Annotated in this window: 18 protein-coding genes; 9 read left to right on the top strand and 9 right to left on the bottom strand. The window is 44.5% G+C overall.

What is annotated here, in order from left to right:
• Positions 1-13: 13 nt before the first annotated feature.
• The gene (locus tag GF309_09515) at positions 14-721 is read right to left on the bottom strand and encodes a hypothetical protein (GenBank protein ID MBD3159013.1); all 708 of its coding nucleotides are present in this window, start codon (positions 719-721) and stop codon (positions 14-16) included.
• 250 nt (positions 722-971) lie between these two features.
• On the opposite strand from GF309_09515, the gene GF309_09510 reads away from it, so the two are divergent.
• The 3 genes from GF309_09510 to GF309_09500 all read left to right on the top strand — a co-directional run bounded on the left by GF309_09510 (position 972) and on the right by GF309_09500 (position 3,334).
• Positions 972-1,220, top strand: a complete 249-nt coding sequence (locus GF309_09510) for a hypothetical protein (GenBank protein ID MBD3159012.1) — start codon at positions 972-974, stop codon at positions 1,218-1,220.
• Positions 1,221-1,397: 177 nt separating this feature from the next.
• Positions 1,398-1,772 (top strand): hypothetical protein, encoded by a 375-nt coding sequence (locus GF309_09505; protein ID MBD3159011.1) that lies wholly within the window; start codon positions 1,398-1,400, stop codon positions 1,770-1,772.
• Positions 1,773-2,218: 446 nt separating this feature from the next.
• A complete protein-coding gene (locus GF309_09500) occupies positions 2,219-3,334 on the top strand; it encodes a PAS domain S-box protein (protein ID MBD3159010.1) in 1,116 nt (371 codons plus the stop codon).
• Between the two features lie 39 nt (positions 3,335-3,373).
• Here the strand turns inward: GF309_09500 and GF309_09495 are convergent, their stop codons facing one another.
• The 5 genes from GF309_09495 to GF309_09475 all read right to left on the bottom strand — a co-directional run bounded on the left by GF309_09495 (position 3,374) and on the right by GF309_09475 (position 8,035).
• Positions 3,374-4,045, bottom strand: a complete 672-nt coding sequence (locus GF309_09495; GenBank protein MBD3159009.1) for a hypothetical protein — start codon at positions 4,043-4,045, stop codon at positions 3,374-3,376.
• Between the two features lie 84 nt (positions 4,046-4,129).
• A complete protein-coding gene (locus GF309_09490) occupies positions 4,130-5,161 on the bottom strand; it encodes a radical SAM protein (protein ID MBD3159008.1) in 1,032 nt (343 codons plus the stop codon).
• Positions 5,162-5,401: 240 nt separating this feature from the next.
• Positions 5,402-6,061 (bottom strand): hypothetical protein, encoded by a 660-nt coding sequence (locus tag GF309_09485; protein MBD3159007.1) that lies wholly within the window; start codon positions 6,059-6,061, stop codon positions 5,402-5,404.
• Positions 6,062-6,063: 2 nt separating this feature from the next.
• Positions 6,064-7,314: a thiolase domain-containing protein gene (locus tag GF309_09480; GenBank protein MBD3159006.1), complete on the bottom strand. Its 1,251-nt coding sequence runs from the start codon at positions 7,312-7,314 to the stop codon at positions 6,064-6,066.
• Between the two features lie 181 nt (positions 7,315-7,495).
• Complete coding sequence (locus GF309_09475; protein ID MBD3159005.1) at positions 7,496-8,035, bottom strand: hypothetical protein; 540 nt, start codon at positions 8,033-8,035, stop codon at positions 7,496-7,498.
• 384 nt (positions 8,036-8,419) lie between these two features.
• On the opposite strand from GF309_09475, the gene GF309_09470 reads away from it, so the two are divergent.
• Positions 8,420-9,835 carry an MFS transporter gene (locus tag GF309_09470; protein ID MBD3159004.1) on the top strand — a complete coding sequence of 472 codons (1,416 nt, stop codon included), beginning with the start codon at positions 8,420-8,422 and terminating at the stop codon, positions 9,833-9,835.
• Between the two features lie 270 nt (positions 9,836-10,105).
• Complete coding sequence (locus GF309_09465; GenBank protein MBD3159003.1) at positions 10,106-11,977, top strand: response regulator; 1,872 nt, start codon at positions 10,106-10,108, stop codon at positions 11,975-11,977.
• Between the two features lie 62 nt (positions 11,978-12,039).
• Here the strand turns inward: GF309_09465 and GF309_09460 are convergent, their stop codons facing one another.
• Positions 12,040-12,564 (bottom strand): winged helix-turn-helix transcriptional regulator, encoded by a 525-nt coding sequence (locus tag GF309_09460; protein ID MBD3159002.1) that lies wholly within the window; start codon positions 12,562-12,564, stop codon positions 12,040-12,042.
• Between the two features lie 250 nt (positions 12,565-12,814).
• Between GF309_09460 and GF309_09455 the strand changes: the two genes are divergently transcribed.
• From GF309_09455 to GF309_09445, 3 genes are all read left to right on the top strand, one after another.
• A complete protein-coding gene (locus GF309_09455) occupies positions 12,815-14,119 on the top strand; it encodes a hypothetical protein (protein ID MBD3159001.1) in 1,305 nt (434 codons plus the stop codon).
• Positions 14,120-14,187: 68 nt separating this feature from the next.
• Positions 14,188-15,144, top strand: coding sequence for an MBL fold metallo-hydrolase (locus tag GF309_09450; protein ID MBD3159000.1), 957 nt, complete (start codon positions 14,188-14,190; stop codon positions 15,142-15,144).
• A 56-nt stretch (positions 15,145-15,200) separates the two neighbouring features.
• Positions 15,201-15,425, top strand: a complete 225-nt coding sequence (locus GF309_09445; GenBank protein ID MBD3158999.1) for a DUF1858 domain-containing protein — start codon at positions 15,201-15,203, stop codon at positions 15,423-15,425.
• On the opposite strand, the gene panB is transcribed toward GF309_09445, so the two are convergent.
• Together panB and GF309_09435 are read right to left on the bottom strand one after the other, a co-directional pair.
• The gene (gene panB / locus GF309_09440; protein MBD3158998.1) at positions 15,422-16,264 is read right to left on the bottom strand and encodes a 3-methyl-2-oxobutanoate hydroxymethyltransferase; all 843 of its coding nucleotides are present in this window, start codon (positions 16,262-16,264) and stop codon (positions 15,422-15,424) included. The genes GF309_09445 and panB overlap by 4 nt on opposite strands.
• Positions 16,265-16,371: 107 nt before the next feature.
• Positions 16,372-19,311, bottom strand: a complete 2,940-nt coding sequence (locus GF309_09435; protein MBD3158997.1) for an HAD-IC family P-type ATPase — start codon at positions 19,309-19,311, stop codon at positions 16,372-16,374.
• Positions 19,312-19,456: 145 nt separating this feature from the next.
• Between GF309_09435 and GF309_09430 the strand changes: the two genes are divergently transcribed.
• A partial coding sequence (locus GF309_09430) for a S8 family serine peptidase (GenBank protein MBD3158996.1) occupies positions 19,457-20,676 on the top strand: 1,220 nt, incomplete at its 3' end.

Here is a 20,676-nt window from a genome sequence, read left to right as displayed (position 1 = left end):
ACTTTCTAGATGGCTATTCTCCTTGCGTCACTAGACTATGTCGAAGAATAACTCCAGCGTCCATTATGGCTATTCCTAAAAGAAAGGCTATGCCATGTAGAATCAAGAAAGATGTTTCAGTAATCCAATCACCAAAGACAAAATATCCTACGAGCTCGAATAACAGGAGGAGCGTTGCAACTGCAAGAGCCATATGAATTCCTAGACGGAAGATCCTTGTAGCTCTGCCCGATTTGCGTACCAACTCAGGCTGCTCAGAAAAATCCAAACCCTCGCTAAGTGTTGCGAATCTTCCAAAGGAGAGCTGTTCCTCAAAGAAAACAGCCAGGTTGTCAGCTGTCAAAGAATGTGCGGGTACAGTCAGATAGGTGCACTTCAGATACTTCAATGCAGCCCCACCACTGAATGAAGTCAGAGCTGCTATGACAATGAAGAATATGAAGATCTGCCAAATCGCAAATGCAATCAATACTACTCCAAGCAGAATGAACATTACAGCTAGCCCAATCAGTCCGCCAGCGCTTTCTACTCCGCCTTCAAACAAGAACGCCAAACGTCTCAGAGCTCCAACATTGACCCAGGTTTGATTGGATTGAATTTCTTCGTCTTGGCTCATCAAACTCTTGAGAGATTTCAGTATTTCAGTCTCTGTTCCGCCATAAACCTGGATAGAAAGTGGGTCAGCTGAGGACGCGATTTCTCCGGTTTTCTTATCCGGCAATAGCATAACCCGCCTCGATGATAGTGAAGATAGGTTACTCGGCCATTTAACAGTTTTCAGTCTTCATCGGAAGAAAAGAAATGAAAACACACGACCAGTATGGGGCTGAATATGCATCACGACGATGGATAGCTTCATATAAGGCACCATTCACTAGGCCAACAGTCGACTTTGCGGTCGAGTTGAACAGGAAAGATACCTAAACAAGAAATCATAAGTAAGATAGCCAGAGTTAATACAGGTGAAGCCGATGTCTAAGAAGATTGAAGGTCCAATAGTATCAGCGCAGTTGGGAGAGTTTGGCGAGAAACGCATGAAGTATGGTTTCATAAGCATAGAAAATCAAGACAAAGAGCACATCCAAGTCAAGATTGATTCATATACCGAGTTTGGGAGTGTGGAGGCAGAGAAACTGAGTATCGGTCTCCAAGTAGTCGCTGAAGTTGATAAACTAGGAAATACTGATGTTCTGCACGCTCGGAAGGTAAACACACGTTAGCAGCGCGATACTGTGAAATCCTGCAAATCCAGTATCTCAGTACTGAGTACACTTTTCTTTCACCCAGGGTATCAAATCGTCCGTTTAACCACGATAACTGAATGACCTACTAACAGAACGTACGCACTATACTTTTAGGAAACCGTATTGATTCTACAACATGGGGTAGGGATTAGTATGCCTCAAAGAGAAATTCATATTCACTGTCACTTGTGCGGGTATTCTAACAAAGTTGCTTTGGACGCCGCCATCGCTCCTAATATGAGCCAGCATGATTTAGTCTGCGAAAGATGCGGAGATATGACGCACATACTCGTTACGATTTGTCCTAAATGTGAACAAGGCCTTCACTACTTTGTAACAGATCTGGATTTCAAGTCAGAGTTATTTGGTCTTGCAAAAACCTATGTCAACATTCTTGATGCTGTGAAGAATGATATAGAAGAAATTGTAGATGAGTTTCAAGTTTCTTTACCTCAGCGATGGAAAGTCAGTATGCGATGTGCTTGTGGAAACGAATATGAAGCAGAAATCCGACTTCCACAGCTCTAGGCGTTTCAGCGTGATGATACCAACATAATCTGAGTTGAAACAAAGCTTGCATAAATTCAATGACTATCTCTCCAATAGTATACCTTATTAGGGTCTGAACCATATTCACTCTTGGTGGTCAGGTGGCAAACAGGGCCCTATTTTCTGTAACATGCCCTCATATCCCGCATATCGCGGGAACTCCCCCCCTCCTACCAGTAGCCCTGTCTGGCGGCTGGCCACCACCTTGTTGTTAGTGGATTCGCTCAAGAATAGCTGGTAGGGACAGATATCGAATCATTGAGAGAACGACTGTATTCAGAAGGCTCTGCTTGTTCCATACATAGGTTAGCATATGTGTCATGAAGCTGCAAAGTAATCATTAGCAGCATTCTTTTATGGTACTCTGGCTCAGGCTTCTTGAAATCCGAACACACGATAGCTCAGTGTTCTGAGAAGGTATCCTGATGATAAAGATTACAGAAGAGAATGTAGATGCTGAGGAAATAGCCCACATCCTGACGAATCAAATCAAGGACGTATTCTGGGTTGTTGACATGAAGCTTGCTTTCATATATGTCAGCAAATCATCACTCCATGTTGCCGGATATGAGCCACACGAAATCCAGGATATGCCGATTGATATGTTACTGGCGGATCGTTCAAGAAAACTTGTCAAGAAAGCTCTTCAAGAAGCGATGAATCTGGAAGCTGAAGTTGGACCCGAAGGATACAAAGCTCCACCGCTTGAATTGGAAGTCATACGAAAAGACAAGAAAAAAATCTGTATTGAAGTCTCCCGCAAGTTCATTAGAGACGACAATGGCAAACCGATAGGCATAGTGGGAATTGCAAGAGATATATCACGAAGAAAGCTTGCTGAAAAGCAGTATGTGGAAGAGAAGGTACAAGCAGAATTCTACAATAGCATATTGGCTCACGACCTCAGTAATATTCACCAAGGAATTTTGGCGAGCCTCGAACTGATTCTTGATTTCAAAATGCCAGAAGATGCAAGAGATCTTCTGAAGGCTGCTCATGCACTCACAAGACGTGGAGTAAGGTTGACAACAGATGTTAAGAGGCTTGCAGAGCTTGCCTTGGTAGAGAATTTGACTGAGATAAATCCACGACTGGCCATGGAAACAGCTATCGAAATGGTACATCACTCACTCCCTCGTCGGCATATCCGAATTGAAATCATAGACGATAGAAAGGGTGATTTCGTCTACGCAGATCAGTTTCTTGTATATATGTTCTTCAATCTTCTACACAATGCTGCTCGGCTCGATAGAAACGAAGAAATCAAGATAGATGTGGTAATTTCTCGATCTGAGAAGGATAAATTTGTGAAATTTGAGATTATTGACAGGGGTCCAGGCCTCGATGATAGAAGCAAGAGGTTCCTTTTTTCTACCAGTGCGAATCACAAAAATTCCATTAGAGGACTCGGTTTAACGCTTGTAAAACAAATCATTGATAGATATGGTGGAGAAATAGCAGTCGAAGATCGAATAGAGGGGAAACATTCAGACGGGGCTAGATTTGTTGTTAAGATTCCAGCTGTAATCGACAGTGTCTAGAAGAAATTACTCACCGTATCCAATAATCTAATTTTCGATCTACTGGAAAATATAGACCATACCGCCAAGTGACAAAAGGAAGATAGCTAGATAGTAGGTTACCATCGTCAGAGGCTCATCAAATTTGAATCGATGATGAAATTCTCGAATGCCAATCAGCGAATCCGAGAAGACAAAGAAGCAAGCACCCAAGAATGGCAAGAAGCCTAGAAGAACACCGGTTGAAAGCCACAAGAGAATAGACGAACCTACCGTTAAAGAAATAATAATTGCATAGACACAAACAGCAGGCAGAAGCTCCGTTGGTTTTTCAGCTCTCTGTAAATATCGTTGATACACATAAACATAGACTAGAAGGAGAATCATAACTACAGAAAACAAAATCAGATGAATTGATGTTGCGCTTGCTAGACTATGGACAATGAAATCCGCTGTAAACAAGATATGACTGATGAAGAATAGTCCCAATCCGGGTACAATGTCATATTCCATTGCGATATCCCCTAGCCCACAAAACACCAGTGCCGCCATCAGTAAGACATGAAATAGCACAGGAGGAGAAAAGGAAAGTAATACGAAAAACACGGCGGAGAAGGCCGGTATAGCCTTCAGGATTGATGTCTGAATACTGCCCGTCATTGATTTAGTTTCCAATAGGATATATGTTACAGAGAAAGCCCAGAAGATGCTGCTATAGAGTAGAATATTCATACGATGACATGAATACAACTCAGTTTAAAATTAGCGGCAGATTTGGATTTACATAATTACAAATCCAAAATGTCTCAACAGGCGTTAACGAAGGTCTGAGTTCAATTTTATCGCAGGACAAACATTCGGATCCTCACGAAGAAGCTTTCTGAAGCGCTGGAATTTGTTCCCGGTCCATATTTCCTTCACCGTCTTATCTTCAAGACTCTCACCATACACTTCACCAAGACAGAATGAACACGGTTGTACAATCAGATTCTCATCAATGTAGATTGAGAAACGGGAAGCGTCGCAAAAATCCAAGAAGGTCCAAGACGCCTCAATTGTGCCTTCTGAATCCGCAGTAGCTACATGCTTCATGAAACAGGCATCAAAACCAACTGGTGTAGTAGTCTCAAAAACCGCTTCAATCATCGGTTTCACATCCTCGTAGGAAGGAGTGTCCTCGGGCTTACCGCGACCTACTGCTTTGTGTAAAAGGAAAATGATAGCATTGATTCCCTCATCTCTGAAGAAATCGGGATTTTGAATGAAGCCTATAGCCTCCGAAATTGAATCAGGAGTCACAATGAAATGAATGTTGGTCTTGATTCCGTATTCCACCATTTTTCTTAGTGCGGTTAATGCTCCAGGATACCAAGAAACAGCAACTGCACCACAGTGCTTCTTTGATGCTTCAAGAATCTCCGGTGTCAAGTTGTTGCCGTTCGTGGTATAATTAGGCACAATATCGTACTCTCGAGTGAGTTCCAATATATCTATGAAATCAGGATGCAGAGTTGGCTCGCCTCCTCCAAGAGCCACCTGAAACGTGGTTGGCAACTGTTCAAGAATCATCTCATACTCTTCGATTGAAATCAAGGGTCCATCAGGGGTAGAATTCCTATAACAAAAAGGACAGTTGTTATTGCATCTATTCGAAATGGAAATATCAGCTAGCTCAGGCAAAGGACCCCAAAAAGGATCTTGGTCTCTGGTTTCCCCCCATCGCATTGAAAAGCCGGTTTCTTTGTCAAAAATGAAATTATACTTCTTGCTAACGACCTTGTTGATTTTTTCGCCATGTATAACATGGATTTCTTCCATTTTTCCCCAACCATGCCTGTGAGCTCTCATACACGAAACTCATCATATAAGATATGTGCATGAAGATAGAAGATTCCAAAGAATAGGAACAACTAGTGCAATAGAAGTATTCGGTTGCAATGCAACACTGGGTCGGAGAATCGAATTCGTCCATTCTAACTTTCATCCACATACAATCTCAGAGAAGAAGGGCACTGCTAATGTGACTCTAGTACATACGAAAATAAAAGAAAGGAGTTGACATCACAAGGATGTCAACTCAGAGGAAAACTACTTCATTGATTTAACCCATTCATATACAGGCTCACAAAGCTCCTTCATGCGTTCCTTCTCAGGATTCATGCCGGATGGTTCCCAGTCGTCTGTAGGCTCAAAGTGGAAGTCTGTGATTGTACCTCTTCTATCCTCCTTATCAGCCCAAACCACCTTCACAGGCATCTCAAACTCCGTATTCCACGGGTCTATACCGCGAAGCTCATTGGCAACTGCGGTTTTGCAGCCATCAACTACTACATACGCCAATACAAATGGCAGTCGCTTGAGAGAAGAACGTCCGCTCCATCCTGCAATCGTATAGGTATGGACATATCCTTCTGGTTTGAGTTTAACCCAGTCAGTCTTTTGGAGATTACAATCGAGATTCCAGCAGTTGATTCGAGGCGGGAAGAACTTGTCACCACACTGAGGACACTTGGTGCCCCAAAGCTCACCATCAAGTAGACCTTTGCCCATCTTTGAGAGCTCGGCATACTTCCAGTAGTAGAGCTGATCGTAGTGCAGGTAGACCTTGAACTGCTCTTCGTCATCGTCGTAATCATACCCACAGAAATGGAATCCATGCTCCTCAACCTCGCCCCTGAACTTGTCGGGATGCTTCTCATTGTATTCGACTTTGTCCGGGATGTAATGTTTTCTGTCGTCCTTAGTCATTTCTATGGCCTCCTCAGAATGAAGTTAGAGATACTCGTTCCTGTTCCTGCGTGGCTATTCACGAGGCCTGTCTCCGCATCTTTAACATACGTGTCAGAGCTGAGGTGTTTATCTGGGATCATGTCAGTCAGCTGGTAATAACACTCGATAGCAGACATGATGCCTGTAGCACCAACTGGATGACCGAAGCCCATAAGCCCACCTCCAGGATTGACTGGGAGATCACCTTCCATGAACGTTCGTTTGTCGTGAAGGAACTCCTTGATATTATCCTTGTCACACCAGTGAAGTGCTTTGTAAATCTGTGTTTCAGAGGATGAAAACGCATCGTGAATCTCTGCTACATCAATCTCTTTCGCTGCACGGTCATACTCAATGCCGGCCATATCATAGGCATCCTCGCCAGATTTTCGACAGGCTCCAAATTCGGTCATGTCAGGATAACCTTCACCGTACATTTCGGTCCAGCCGGGGAATGCTAATCTGTCACCAGCTCGAATGGTACAGCTGCTCAAACCAGCTCCATCGATGGTCACATATTTCCCATCAGCGTTTTCCTTGGCCCATTCTTCCGTTGTGACAAGAGCAAATGAACCACCGCGACTCATCAGACAGCAATCATATTTCTTCAATGGATAGCTGATCAGCCTGCTATTCATCACGTCATCAACGGTGATTTTCTTGTTCTCGTTTCTAGCCCACTGGGCCTTTGGATTGTCACAGGCGTAGTTCCGATTCTTCATGCCTGCCAATGCAAAGTCCTCCTCGGTCAAGTCATGTTCTTTCATGAACTTGTAAGCCATGGCCGCATAGTATATGGGATAAATCCCTCCAGCCAGTGCCTCGTACCTTGTATCGGAGGCCAAAGCGATGAATTCCGAACCCTGCGACTGTGTCACATTGTCCATTGCTTCCCAGCCCGCTACACCTACAACGTCAAAGAGGCCCGACTTAACTGCCAGAAAAGCCGCATATAGCGCTGAGCCTCCAGTATTTCCACCATTCTCAACTCGGAAGTGGGGCAGTCCCACCAACCCAAGATGATCATGCACAACCCACTCCGGGCATAACTGTTTCCCGAAATGAACACTGAAGTGGCTGTACACCATGAATTCGAGATCTCGCAACGTGAAGTTGGGTATATCTTCCTGTGTCTCAACGATGCAGTTCGCGATCATCGATTCAGGTGTAATGTGCATGGGATAATCAAAGGGCGTGGTTGCGCCCCCACTAATACATACAGTTCTTGACATTTGTCCTACTTTCTCCTTTAGGCTCGAAGCCTAATATGAAACACACAGAAAAAAGCATCCTACTTATCTTCTTCGGCGAATTCCAAAGACTGACCCACCGTACATCGGGGATACCTCTTTGTCTTCCGAGGGGGCGTAGCCTGTCAGACGGCGTAGATAACGGATACTTGTTATCACCTTGTTAACGTCGCTTTATGGCAAATCCTACAACAAGGACGATAATGATTCCCGCTCCCGCCACAAGAAGAAGGGGAACGGGAAGATCTAACACCCCTTCAGACTCGATGATTTCGATTGAGAATTCATTTGTCACAGAGTTGCCAGCTACATCCGTTACTACGATTTTGACCGAGATCTGACCAGCTTCTGAAAACGGACCAATAGTATACTGGTAGGAATCTTCTCCGAAAGGCTCCATTCCGCCACCGGATAGACCACCCTCGTACGACCATTCAATATACACCTCGTCCACCTCCGAGCCGTAATCAGTCACAACACAGGTGACTTCCACTTCCTCGCCGGTGGTGGGTTCTTGTGGAGTCCAGCTATAATCGTGGAAATTAGGAGTAATAGAGTCAATCCAAGTTACTTGATAGCTGCTGGTCGTAGAGTTTTGCCCAAACACATCTTCAAGGTAGATTCTGTAGGTGATAGTGGAATCATGGATACCCGGGCCTAGGTTGGCTGAGTAGTTACCTTCCTTGATTTCATCCATCTCCACGGCGGTCCAACCAGAGGGGGTGATTTTCCGCCTCAAATCTCTGTAGTTTTGGTGACAGATTAGCCCTCAATGTTACCTTACTGCTACAGAAGAGTTGGAAAGTAATTACAATGACCATAAAGGCAGATAGTTGACGTGCTTTCAAGGGGCATCTCCTTACAGATAAACAGGTTGGGACTCTATAATAGCTCTACTGGTGTTCCAAATACAAACGAGTTCAATAAGCTTCAATCATGTTGTGAAGTATATGCGACTTCACTCAGAACTATAAGGTGACCAGTCTGAAAGCCAAAAGAGCTTCGTCTGGCTTGATTATATTCATTCCAGACTCCCCTTATGTCCATCTATAAGCAATAAAGATAGATAAAAGGAGGAACATGTTACGTGACATTATCACAGCCATCAGAAAACGGCAAAGAATACAGAGAAGTGTCTGAAGAAACGAAAGCTTCCGACATGAGCTGGTGGCAATCACTCAAAATCGTGACCTCAAATAGGAATTTCACAATCTATCTCATCACAGTATGGATCTATAGCAGCATGTCGGTGCTATACCGCTATTTCAACCTCTATTTCCGAGATCTTGGGATCCCGTACGTTATGATTGGGTTTCTGTTCTCGGTTCTTCTTGGGATAAGGTTGTTGGGGAATTTTGTCTCGGGTTATTTCGCGGACAATTATGACAGAAGAAGACTAGCGGTTGTCACTATGGCATTGTCCTCTTTGGGATACCTCTTACTGTCGTTTGCGGGGGATTACATAACCATTCTTGGATCAATGACAATTATTGGGGCTTCTTCATTCACAGGAACTGCAGGCAGAGCATACTATATGGAGCACATCGACAGGAGATTTGGAGGCGTTGCACAGAGTCTATTCACCCTAGGCACTGCATTGGGATTAGTGCCGCTATATGTAGTGAGTTTGCTCTTCAATCAGGGTTGGGAGTTCATTCCGGTTATGAAGATATTGCTATTCATTGCTGGTCTTCTTTACGCGGTCTGTGCATTCATTAGAGCAACTGCACTAGAGTCAACAGCTACACCGGAGAGGGCGCAGAAATCGGAGAATCTTCTGAAAGACTTTCTATCCGAAAACTGGCGTGGGTTGAAGCTGCTTGCGCGAGTCTTTCCTGTATTCTTGGCTGTTTTGATGTTTGATGCTCTCAGTGATAGCCTGTACAGATTCGCAGAGCTTTACTATATAAATGAGACACTGCAATTCGGTATTGGGGATATCAATCTCATCCTCCTTCTGACGTTACTTATATCGGTCCCATTGACGTTGCTCCTTGGTCGGGTCTTTGATAAGCAGGGCGGGCATAAGCTGACAGTTGCCGTTTACTCTGTGATGCCGCTCGCAATTGGTTTGTTAATCATAGCTCAGTTTATTCCGTACGTAGCTCCTGTTTCCTGGCAAAATGCTGTAGACGCAATCTACCCCGGTTTAAGAGTGATTTTCTCACTTGCGTTCATAGCGACAGCTACCAAATCAATCAACGATGTACTTTGGAGAAGTCTAATCAATACGTATATTCAGAAGTCGCTCCCCCGCCAAGACTTGGGAAAGATGATTAGTCTGTCAACAACATTCACAATGCTCCTTCTCGCGATAGGCCCATCCATCGCAGGCATCATCTATGATCTATTCAAGGGTGTTCCGCTCCTGTTGGCTGCATTATTCATCAATATAGCCATACTTGCAGTACTAGCCAAAAGGAGCATGGAACCAAAAGCATCGATAGAGGAACTTGAAGCTGAAGCAGAAAATGGAAAACTAAGCCCAGATATGCTCGAATAACCAAGCATCCTCCACAAGCCAGGAAACTACCAAAATTTACAAGTAATGAACCTAATTTTTAATATATTATTGAAATAATTTCAAGTATTATTCGAATACATTAGAATTACACTAATAAGATATCTAGATTCAATTAATTATGAGCTGATATTGCCGCAAAGGGGCCAAAGTGCAGCTTCTGCAGTTCATCTTAGTATAGCGAAACACTTCGTTGAAAGGAGAGAATAGCCAGCATCTACAATACCAGCGTTAGCATGTCGTATGTAAGGAATGAGGATAATGGCGGGGAATGATCCCATGTCAATCAAAAACATCGCCGACGAGAGGGAGCAAAGAGGGCAATTGATAGGAAAGAAACAAAAGAATGTAGATGGCAGAATCTTAGTTATCGACGACAATGAGAATCTATGTAGAAGCTTAGAGCTGGTGTTTGATAAAAAAGGATATTCAACGAAATCAGCTTACACCGGGGCTGAAGCCTTGGAAAAGATAAGGCAAGAAAAGTTTGATATCGGCCTTCTGGACATGCGGCTACCAGATATCAAAGGTACAGAACTCCTCAAGGAATTGTCGCAGAAAAATCCAGAAATGGATGTAATAGTAATCACTGGACATGCAACTGTAGATGATGCAGTTGAATCTCTTACATCCATTGCAACAGATTATATGATTAAGCCACTCGATATGGACAATGTCTTGAACACGGTAGAGGGGATTTTCGAGAAGAGGAGATTGATTCAGGAGAAAAGAGAAGCCGAAGAGGCTTTACGAAGCAGTGAGCAGCGATTCCGAAGCCTTGTCAGTTCGTTGCATGATATAGTATTCATTATTGATGATGAAAATAGGTATGCGGACTACTTCTGTTCTGATAGTCATCTGCTATATTTGCCACCTTCCGAGTTCCTAAACAAGCATATCTCAGAAGTGCTCCCACCTGAAGTTTCAGGAAAATTCACTACTGCGATTCAGAGAGTGCGTGAAACGGAACAACCTGAGACTATTGAATATCATCTTAATTTTGATGGGAAGCAAAGATGGTTTGAGACAGAAATCTCTCTTCACGAAAATGGGTCTGATATGATTGCTTCAGTTAAAGAAATCACCGAACAGGTGAATGCAAAGAAGCAGCTCGAAACCGCAGTAGAACTCTATATATCTACCATCGAAGCCGTTGACGATTGTATTCTTGTGGTAGATAACATGGGATATCCAATGCATTGGAATGACAAATTCGTAGACATATGGACCATTAACATAGAAGACATGGGCACCATGACCGCACTTGAGATATTCCAAGAATTCGATTTCCTATTGGAGGGGTCTCAAGAATTCATTGAGATTCTTGAGAGCATCGATGAATCAAAGAGGGAAGCCACTGGAATCCTTGAATTTCGCGATGGGAGGGCATTTGAATGGTATACAGCCCCAATTATCGAGCAAGTGGAGCTGGTCGCCCGGGTTTGGACATTCAGTGATATCACTCAACTTAAACGAGCTGAAGAATCAGCATATCTGTATCTAGATTTACTCGGACATGATGTTAGAAATCATCTTCAAGGAATAACCATCGGAGTCGATATACTAGAATCTGCAAATGACTCAGAAACAGTGCGGGCAGCCATGAATACATTGAGGGAGGGTATAAGCAAAACATCACGACTGATAGACAAGGTGAAGAGTACCGAGAATCTACCTAGCAGCAAACTTAGAACCAGACGGTTGGATCATGCAGTCGCACACGTAGCCGAAGACTGTAGGTCCCGCTTTTCGGATACGAATCTCATTGTAGAAATCGAAGTACAAGAGGCAAAAACCCCCGCCGATGAGCATCTCGAATATTTGATTATGAATCTTGTAGAAAATGCGGTACAAGAAAATCCACGCGAAACGAAAAAGGTCTGGATCAATTTATCCGAAGCAGTCAACGGTTTTGAGCTGTCAGTAAAAGACAACGGCACGGGATTATCAGACAACAGGAAAAAGGAGTTGTTCAACTCAAGTAGGCGATATGGAGGCATAGGCCTACATCAAGTGAAGCAGATTGCAGAGAAATACGGCGGATATATTCATGTGAAAGACAGAGTCCCGAACGATTATTCCCAAGGAGCAGAATTCAAAGTATACTTCCCAGCCGCAGATTAGTAGGTTAGCAAGAGGTTGTCTCTTTAACATCGATTATTGGTCTACAAAAACAGAACGTGAAGTCAGTTTGCATCTACTCTAGTCTCGGTTTCCTTAAGACCACGAATTGCCTGCGTTGATAGAAATTCCTCCATGACAAACATGGTCAATGTTCTATCGACAGCAGGGATTTGGCGCAAGAATTCCACTACGAAATCGTTGATTTCTTCAACATCACGCGCCCTCAATTTGAGTAGGACATCATACTCTCCACTAATGACGTGTACCTCCTGAACGAGGTGGTGCTGCTTGATGTCATTGCAGAACTGCCGCTGTGATAGGACTTCAGGTTGTCCCGGAACACGGTAACGTACGGTTGTGAGAATGAATGCTACCGTAGATCGATTCAGCTTGTCACCATCAAGCACTGCATGATATCCCTTAATCACCCCATCGTCTTCCAGTGATTTGATTCTATTGTGGGTCGTAGAAATGCCTAGTCCCACTTCATCTGCAATGCTTGCAATCGTACGACTGCTATCTTTCTGCAATGATTCCAATATCGTGAGGTCTTTATCATCGAATTCGACTGAATTTTTTTCGGTCATATGCCTATATTGGCCGAATTTATTGAAAATACTTTGGGTTTTACGACGAAATATTTATACCAACACAGCAAACATATTCGCAACAGAAGCGGTGCAGGCCAAAAGCAATCCAAGGAAAAAATTCCTGTCCTGCCTCCCAACGTTACCCTATTCTGGGGCCTGCACCGCCTAGAAAATCGAGACCTCTCACGTAGAGGTTTTCTACCAAACATCATTGAGAAGATAGTGAGAATAACGGAGCTAGTTGAACATGAAATCAAGAGCCGATGACGCACCAGAGTTCATTCGCCTATTATTCACAACCCCAGTCGGAACTGCAAAAATGATTGAAATCACTTATGACCGACTTGATGAACTCAATGACAACGGCGTTTTTTTCGACGGTTCTTCTGTTCCCGGTTACGCTGAGGTTAACTCCAGCGATTTACTATTGAAACCCTCGTCAAGTCGGGTATTTCGACCACCGTGGGATAAAGAGGTCGTCATAATCCCATGTTCAGTCTACGTAGGACCAAATCAACAGCATCCCTGCGATCCACAAGGGGTCCTTGAGAAAGTAGTTGATGCCACCAAGGAAAAAGGGTTGAACTTGTTCGTTGGGTGCGAAGTAGAGTTTTTCCTTGTGAGTGAAGACGAAAAAGCAAGAATCTCTCCGGCCGATAGAGGAGGATATTTCTCAGCAATACCCGAAGATGATGGACTCTATTTCCGGAGAAAGGTGATTCGAGCGCTCGCTTCCATGGACATTCGAACTACAGCCCACCATCACGAAGTTGCCAAAGGGCAGCATGAAATTGGACTCAGGTACAACGACGCAGTAAGTACTGCAAATGATATCATGCTAACGAAGATGGCCATATCGGAAATCGCATACGAACAAGGGGTTGTTGCAACATTCATGCCAAAGCCATTCCAACAAGAGAATGGTAGTGGACTCCACATTCATCAGAGCCTTTGGGAGCGTAGAACATCCTCCAACGTTTTTGCCTCGGAAGGTGATAAGGAGCTATCAAACACAGCACGATATTATGTGGGAGGGATTCTTAGGCACGCCCCTGCATTGACAGCCATCTTGGCTCCGACAGTGAACTCCTTCAAGCGCCTAAGGCCAGGCTACGAAGCTCCAACGAGAATAGCATGGGGCCCCCGAAACAGAACAGGCATGATAAGAGTACCTGCCACCAGTGGAGCTCCGGAAGGAGCAAGAATTGAATGCCGGTGTCCCGATCCGTCTTGTAGTCCACATCTGGCCTTTGCTGCCATGTTAGCTGCGGGAATGCACGGAATCAAAGAAGAAATCGAGCCGCCAGCTCCAACCTGCGATAACCTGTTCGAGGGGCATTGTGCAACCGATTTGTTACCAACCAGCTTGCCTACTGCACTAGACGAGTTACAGAAGGATCGTCTCTTGAATGAGGTTCTAGGTCATGAGCTAGTTGATACTGTAATCGAGCTCCGGTCTGATGAATGGAATCGGTATCAGAATAGAACTCAATATGCAAACGAAGAGGGAATCACGGCTTGGGAAATTGAAGAGTATCTTCGAGCAGCTTAAGCTAGTTCACCCTCAATCGAAACTATCTTCACTATAGTCGACTATTGGTATTATTGGTCGAGAGGACCATGAAAGAAATCACCAGTCTGAAGAAGCTAGAGGTCGTAATGCTTGTTGACAACGCAGTGAATTGGGCTTCAAAGCCTAGAGATGATCATGTCAAACCTGCTACACGTTGGGTCAATAGGGATAAACATGACCCGGAGTACCTTTGGGGCGGGCATGGGATATCTATGCTTGTTAGAGCCTACGGACAGGAGAAAGAATACTGCGTGTTATATGACACCGGGCTTTCCGAAGAACTACTTGCACACAATGTCAATTTGTTGGGTGTAGATCTTCAATCCGTTGATGCTATTGTGCTATCTCATGGGCACTGGGATCATGCCGGGGGCCTCATTTGGGCTCTCAAGAGCATCGAAAAATCCAATCTTCCAGTTTACCTTCACCCGGATATGTTTCATGAACGAGCGGTGAGAAACGAAGAAACAGGTGAGCTAAGAAAGCTAAATCCAATTCCAACACTAGAAGATATAATCGAAGCGGGGGGTAAGCCAGTTGTTACAAGGGACCAGGTTGCTTTGGCGAATGGCCTCCTTGTTGTCAGCGGTGAAATCCCACGCCAAACCGACTACGAAAAAGGTTTTCCAGGTCACATGTCACAAGTTGAGGGAGAATGGGAGAAAGACGAAGAAATCCTTGACGACCGGTGTCTCATAGCCAAATCAGATCGTACGGGTTTGATAGTCATGACTGGATGTGGTCACGCCGGTATTGTTAACACAACACTAGAAGCTAAACGTTTGGCAGAATCCAAGGAGATTTTTGGAATAATCGGCGGATTCCATCTAGTCGAAGATGAAACAGGCGAAATCATAGAACGAACCATTGAAGACCTCTCATCCATGAATCCATCACTTCTGGTGCCAGCTCACTGTACAGGGTCTAAAGGACAACGACGTATGTTCCAAGAAATGCCAGAAGCTTACACCGATTCAAGCGTGGGTCATCTTATCGAGCTTTGACTAGATGTAAAAGCTTTTAACTATTGTTAACAAACACTGAATAAGAGGTAGAGATAATGAGTCAGACTATTACCAAAGACATGCGAATAGCAGAAGTAGTACAGCGGTGGCCTGAAACGGCGGAGAAATTCCTCGAATGGGGTCTTCACTGTGTAGGCTGTGGAGTTGCCAGGTTCGAATCAATTGAACAGGGTGCCAACACCCACGGTATTCCAGCTGATGAATTGGTGAAGGATCTCAACAACGTCATAAAGGGAAAGGATAAAGCAAAGAGGAATTAGGACGAGTAGTCCGTTCTTCCATAGAGTCGGCCGCTTTCCTCTTCTGACATTTCAAAAGAATGCTCCGGGTCAGGGAATTTTCCTTCTCTGACCTCTTCAGAGTATTCATCCACTGCATCCACAATCAGTTTACGAATGTTAGCGTATTTTTTGACGAATTTCGGCTTGAATTCCTCAAACAATCCCAGCATATCGTATATAACCAGAACCTGTCCATCGCAATGAGGGCCGGCTCCAATCCCAATAGTAGGAATGTCAATGGCATCCGTGATGACTTTGGCGGTTTCTGAAGGAACCAATTCAATTACAAGTGAGAATGCCCCTGCTTCTTCTAGCTTCTTTGCATGGGCAACAAGCTCTTCAGCTGCTTCTGCGGTCCTACCCTGAACCCGGTAGCCACCCAGCTCGTATATCGACTGCGGAGTCAAGCCGATATGAGCCATAACAGGAATGCCGGCTTCAACCACAGCCTTAACGGTTGGTGCAATACTCTTCCCACCTTCCAGTTTCACAGCTTCAGCTCCCCCTTCTTGAAGCATCCTTCCACAGTTTTCCAAGGCTTGCTCAATGCTCACCTTGTACGACATAAAAGGCATATCACCAATGACGAGGCTTTGGGGTTTGGCTCGAGATACTGCAGCGGTATGATGAATGACATCATCCAGAGTCACAGGTACAGTGCTTTCATATCCCAGCAAGGAGTTCCCTACTGAATCACCTACCAAAATCGCGTCAACTCCAGAATCACTGAGAATCTTAGCGGTGGGTGCATCATAGGCAGTAAGCATGACAATCTTCTTGCCTTTCTCTTTCATGCGTTTGAAGCGATGGGTGGTCATTCGAGCCAAGATAGACACCAGTCTATCTTTGAATCACTCAGTTATTTATGTAGTTCTTTTGGTTGCATTTTACGCCTTTTTCATATAGTCCGACAATCCGGGTGTTGTTAGAGTGTCACACCCTCTCTATCAAGGTACCACTTGTAAATCTCCATACCAAGTATTGCAGGAAGCGACAAGAGTATGCAAATCAGCCAATCGTATAGTGTAAGCGGTACAAAATAGAAGTGCAGCCCGATGGAGCCAAGGATGACTTGCGCTAGCGGCACATACATCAAAATCAGATGGCCCAGATAGATGAGACCTAGCAGCACGACAAACCGTTCAATACCAGGCTCGCGGATACTATCTGCCAGGGGCATGTTTATTCGGCGTATTATGAGTGCAAGTGTGCTCTCAACAATGAGGATGACCGTCATCATCATTACTGTAGCCTTTGCGGCCTCTATCGTTAATTCCTCATGGAATGGCATTAGAATGGGATAAGCCCCAGTAAGGTTCTCTGAATAAATTCCTACGATGCCACCCCAGCCAGTAAATGTAAGGGCGTATACTATTGCAGCACCGATCACCATGAGTACAACATTCAGTGCCATGTATTTCGCTAGTGGCTTGGTAATGATGTCCTGGCTATCTCGTGGTTCTTCGGTCATCGCTTTGGGCGATGTCTTATCAAACACAAGCGCTAATCCAGGGAAGGAATGCGTTGTTACCACAAGGTAGAGACTCTGCCAGACAGCTAGAATGATAATGCCTTCAGGGAGTACAAAAAGAGCTCCAAAGAACAGTACACTCTCAAAGAGGTTTATTGCGATATAGAAATAGATCATGAATCGTATCTTGTTGAACAAACCTCTACCTTCGTGAACACCTGTTACAATCGAAGGGAAGCTATCGTCAGTTATCACAAGGTCCGCAGCCTCTTTAGCAACATCCGTGCCGGTGATGCCCATAGCAATCCCTGCATCACTCATCGCCAGAGCCAAGGAATCATTGACGCCATCACCTGTCATCGCGACAACCTTCTCTTGATCCTGATATCGTTCAACTATGATCTGTTTATGCTCGGGATCGACTCTAGCAAAGACATTAGTTTTCGAGAAGTCCTCATTACTTAGCTCGGGAATATCCTTGCCTTCAACAGCAAGGGAGTTTTCGCTATGAATTCCAAGTTCAGATGCGATAGTCTTGGCTGTGTCAATACTATCACCGGTAATCATGACAACATTGATACCAGCGCTGTGGCATTGAGCAACGGCGTCTCTTACTCCTTCACGAGGTGGATCCACAATACATGCAAATCCCAAGTAAGTGAGGTCGTTTTCTGCTTTGATTCTGCCCTTTTCTTCATCACCCGGAACAGAATCCATCTCACGGTAGGCCAAGGATATGACTCTGTATCCCCTTGATGCGTAATCGTGAGTAAGTTCATTGATTTCAGCGATATCCTTCTTTGTCATCTTCTGCGAAGTTTCACCGCCAAGCTTTTTACATCGTGGCAGAATTACCTCGGAGGCCCCCTTCACAAATGATACGAGCTGACCATTAATCCTGAACACCTTGGACATTCGTTTCAGCTCTGAATCGAAGGGGTACTCCTCGATCGTTTCATATTCGTCAGATACTTTTGCTTCATCAAGATCGGTTTTTCTGAAGAATGCCAGCAAGGCGGCATCGGTTGGATCTCCAATTGGTGTCCAAACAGATTCGCCTTCGACTATTTCCTTTTTCACAAGTTCGGCATCATTATTCAAACCAGCACAGAGGAGCAGTTTCTGTAGGTTTGGATGATTTCTTACGTCTTCTATCTCCGTAGAGATAATCGAATCAGAGTCACCCAACTCGGGTTTCCCTACAACAGAATCTATCGTTCCCTCGGGTTCATAGCCGGTTCCACTGATGGAATAGAAGCTCTCTGTATCCCAGCAGAGCTTGACAGTCATTTGATTCTTAGTCATGGTACCGGTTTTGTCCGAGCAGATAACACTCACTCTACCAAGGCTTTCAACTGCAGAAAGATCTCTGATAATCACACCTTTCTTTGCCATAGCCAAGACGCCAGTAAGAAGTACAATGGTTGTCAAGAGGGGGATATTGATGGGCATAATAGTCATAGCTTTTGTTATGCCTTCGGTGAGCTCATCAGCTATAGCAGTAAGCGTTAGCAACAATTCTCGCCCACCAAGCAACGGTTTAATCAATACCTGCCAAAAGAAGGAGACACTAAGGAGGGCTATGGCAGCCATTCCCAGATACTTGGCGAGCTTGTTTACCTTCCTTCGTAGCGGAATATCACCAGTATTGAGTTCTTCTAATGTGCCCTGTATTTTGCCGATTTGCGTGTTTGCACCAGTAGTGGTCGTAATCGCCTCAGCAGTACCTGTGGCAGCATATGTGCCAAAGAATACCATATTCTTCATTTCTGGAATGGACGCAAAGAGATCCACTTGAGCATGCTCGTCCTTTTCAACTGGTACGCTTTCTCCTGTCAGAGATGCTTCATTCGTAGAAAAGTTCGATGATTGAATTATCCTGCCATCTGCGGGTATCTTATCTCCCTGTTCTATAATCAGAATATCACCAGGCACAATCTCATCTGGTGGTATCGTCAATTCGTGTCCATTTCGTCTGACACGGGCATCACCAACAGACAGCTTCTCAAGCGCTTCCAATTTCTTCTGTGCGCGAAACTGCTGAAAAACAGCCACTAAACAGTTGACAAACACTACAGAAAGCCAAACAACAGCTTGGGCTAGTTGATTCTGGTCTGACGGAAATGCATAGGCAAGAAAAATGAGAGCTATCGAGCTAACAATGTAGATGTTAATCAGCCAATTCAGAAGGGGAGCTATGTATACTTTCCAAAAAGACCCCTTGGCTTTGGGAATTGCGTTTGGGCCGTAGTTCTTGTGACGTTCTTTCACTTGCTCGCTAGAAAGTCCCTCTTTCCAATCAACAGAAAGTGCACCGAGAACAGCAGTCAAATCCATCGAGGGGACGTTCTCTAGGTTGTTTCCTTCATCCTGTGTCATCTTCTGTTGAGCCAATTATAGTCCCTCGTCTAACGTGTTCTCAAAGATTCAAGAATATTACTTAAGTTGATTTGTTCTATCCCCGACATCTACAATCAATATCTTCAAGTGTTGATTCTGTATCAGTGAATCACACGCCAGCTTAGCCGAGGAACAAGTAATGCATAGATACTGGGAGCCAGACCAACCTAGCAGGAAGGAAACAAAAACTGATACCAAGAAGCTAGTAGCAGCGGTAATCATCATTCTACTTCTTCTTACCACAGCAATAGCCTTACTCTCCGGACTCTTGCCTGAGACTCCAATCGAGGGGCAAAATGTTAGGGTAGCTGTTCTAGACACAGGGGTTGACCAGACCCTGGATCTTCAGGGTAGAATTGGTCCTCAGAGGAGCTTTGTTTCAGCCCAGTACGGTTATGACTCAACAGACAGTACTGTTGGAGATTCGAAGCCAAGCGATATCGCTCACGGAACAATGGTTGCGGAAATGATTGCAGAAGAAAGTAATAACGCAGTAATTGTAAACGCCAAGGTTATCGGTAGCGGTGGTTCTGCTACAGTATTGGGAATAATCGCTGCAATCGAATGGTCGCTTGAACAGAATTGTACTGTGATTAATCTGAGCCTCGGTTCTACTCCATCATATGGAGATCCGCTGGAAAAAGCCGTCAAGAGAGCGTTTGAACAGGGAGCCATAGTAGTTGGCGCTGCAGGAAATGAGGGACAAGGGGGTGTAGCTGGAACAAGCATATCTTCGCCAAGTGTGTTCCCATATTGCATTGCAGTTGGAGCACTAGATGAGAACGGGGTTCCCGATGATTACACCAGCCTCGGGCCAACATACAGACGTTATATGAAGCCAGACATATCTGCAGCAGGATATGTTCAATCAGGGGGAGCAACATATTATGGAACAAGCTTCGCCTCCCCTAGAGTTGCTGCTGCAGCTGCAGAGCTAGTACAGTATTGTAGTGATGAGGGAATCCAATACACCCCGGGTTCAATTACTACAGCCCTTCTTGCAGGAGCTGATACAATAAACTATCCCAGTTATGTTGCTGGAGCAGGAGCGCTGAATCTAGAAGAATCCAAGAACATCATATCTGCCCAGAGTACCAACGGTGGAATTCCTCAACTTTCCTTTACTCATCCAGGAACGCTTCCTCTCAATTTCGAGAAACTATTCTTTGGTGACAACTACACGTTCAATATACAGCTCTTCAATGGTGAGATGACCACATACCAAGTTACTGAATCGACAGCCACGCCCGAGGTATTTCAGATTGAATCCCAAATAACAATCAATCAAACCCGATTGGTTCCTATTTCAATCCATGTTCCTGAATCCGGAGGTACAACATATTCAGCAGACATTCTCTT

The organism is Candidatus Lokiarchaeota archaeon (assembly GCA_014730275.1).
Classification (GTDB): domain Archaea; phylum Asgardarchaeota; class Thorarchaeia; order Thorarchaeales; family Thorarchaeaceae; genus WJIL01.
This window is presented reverse-complemented; position numbering and strand designations above follow the sequence as displayed.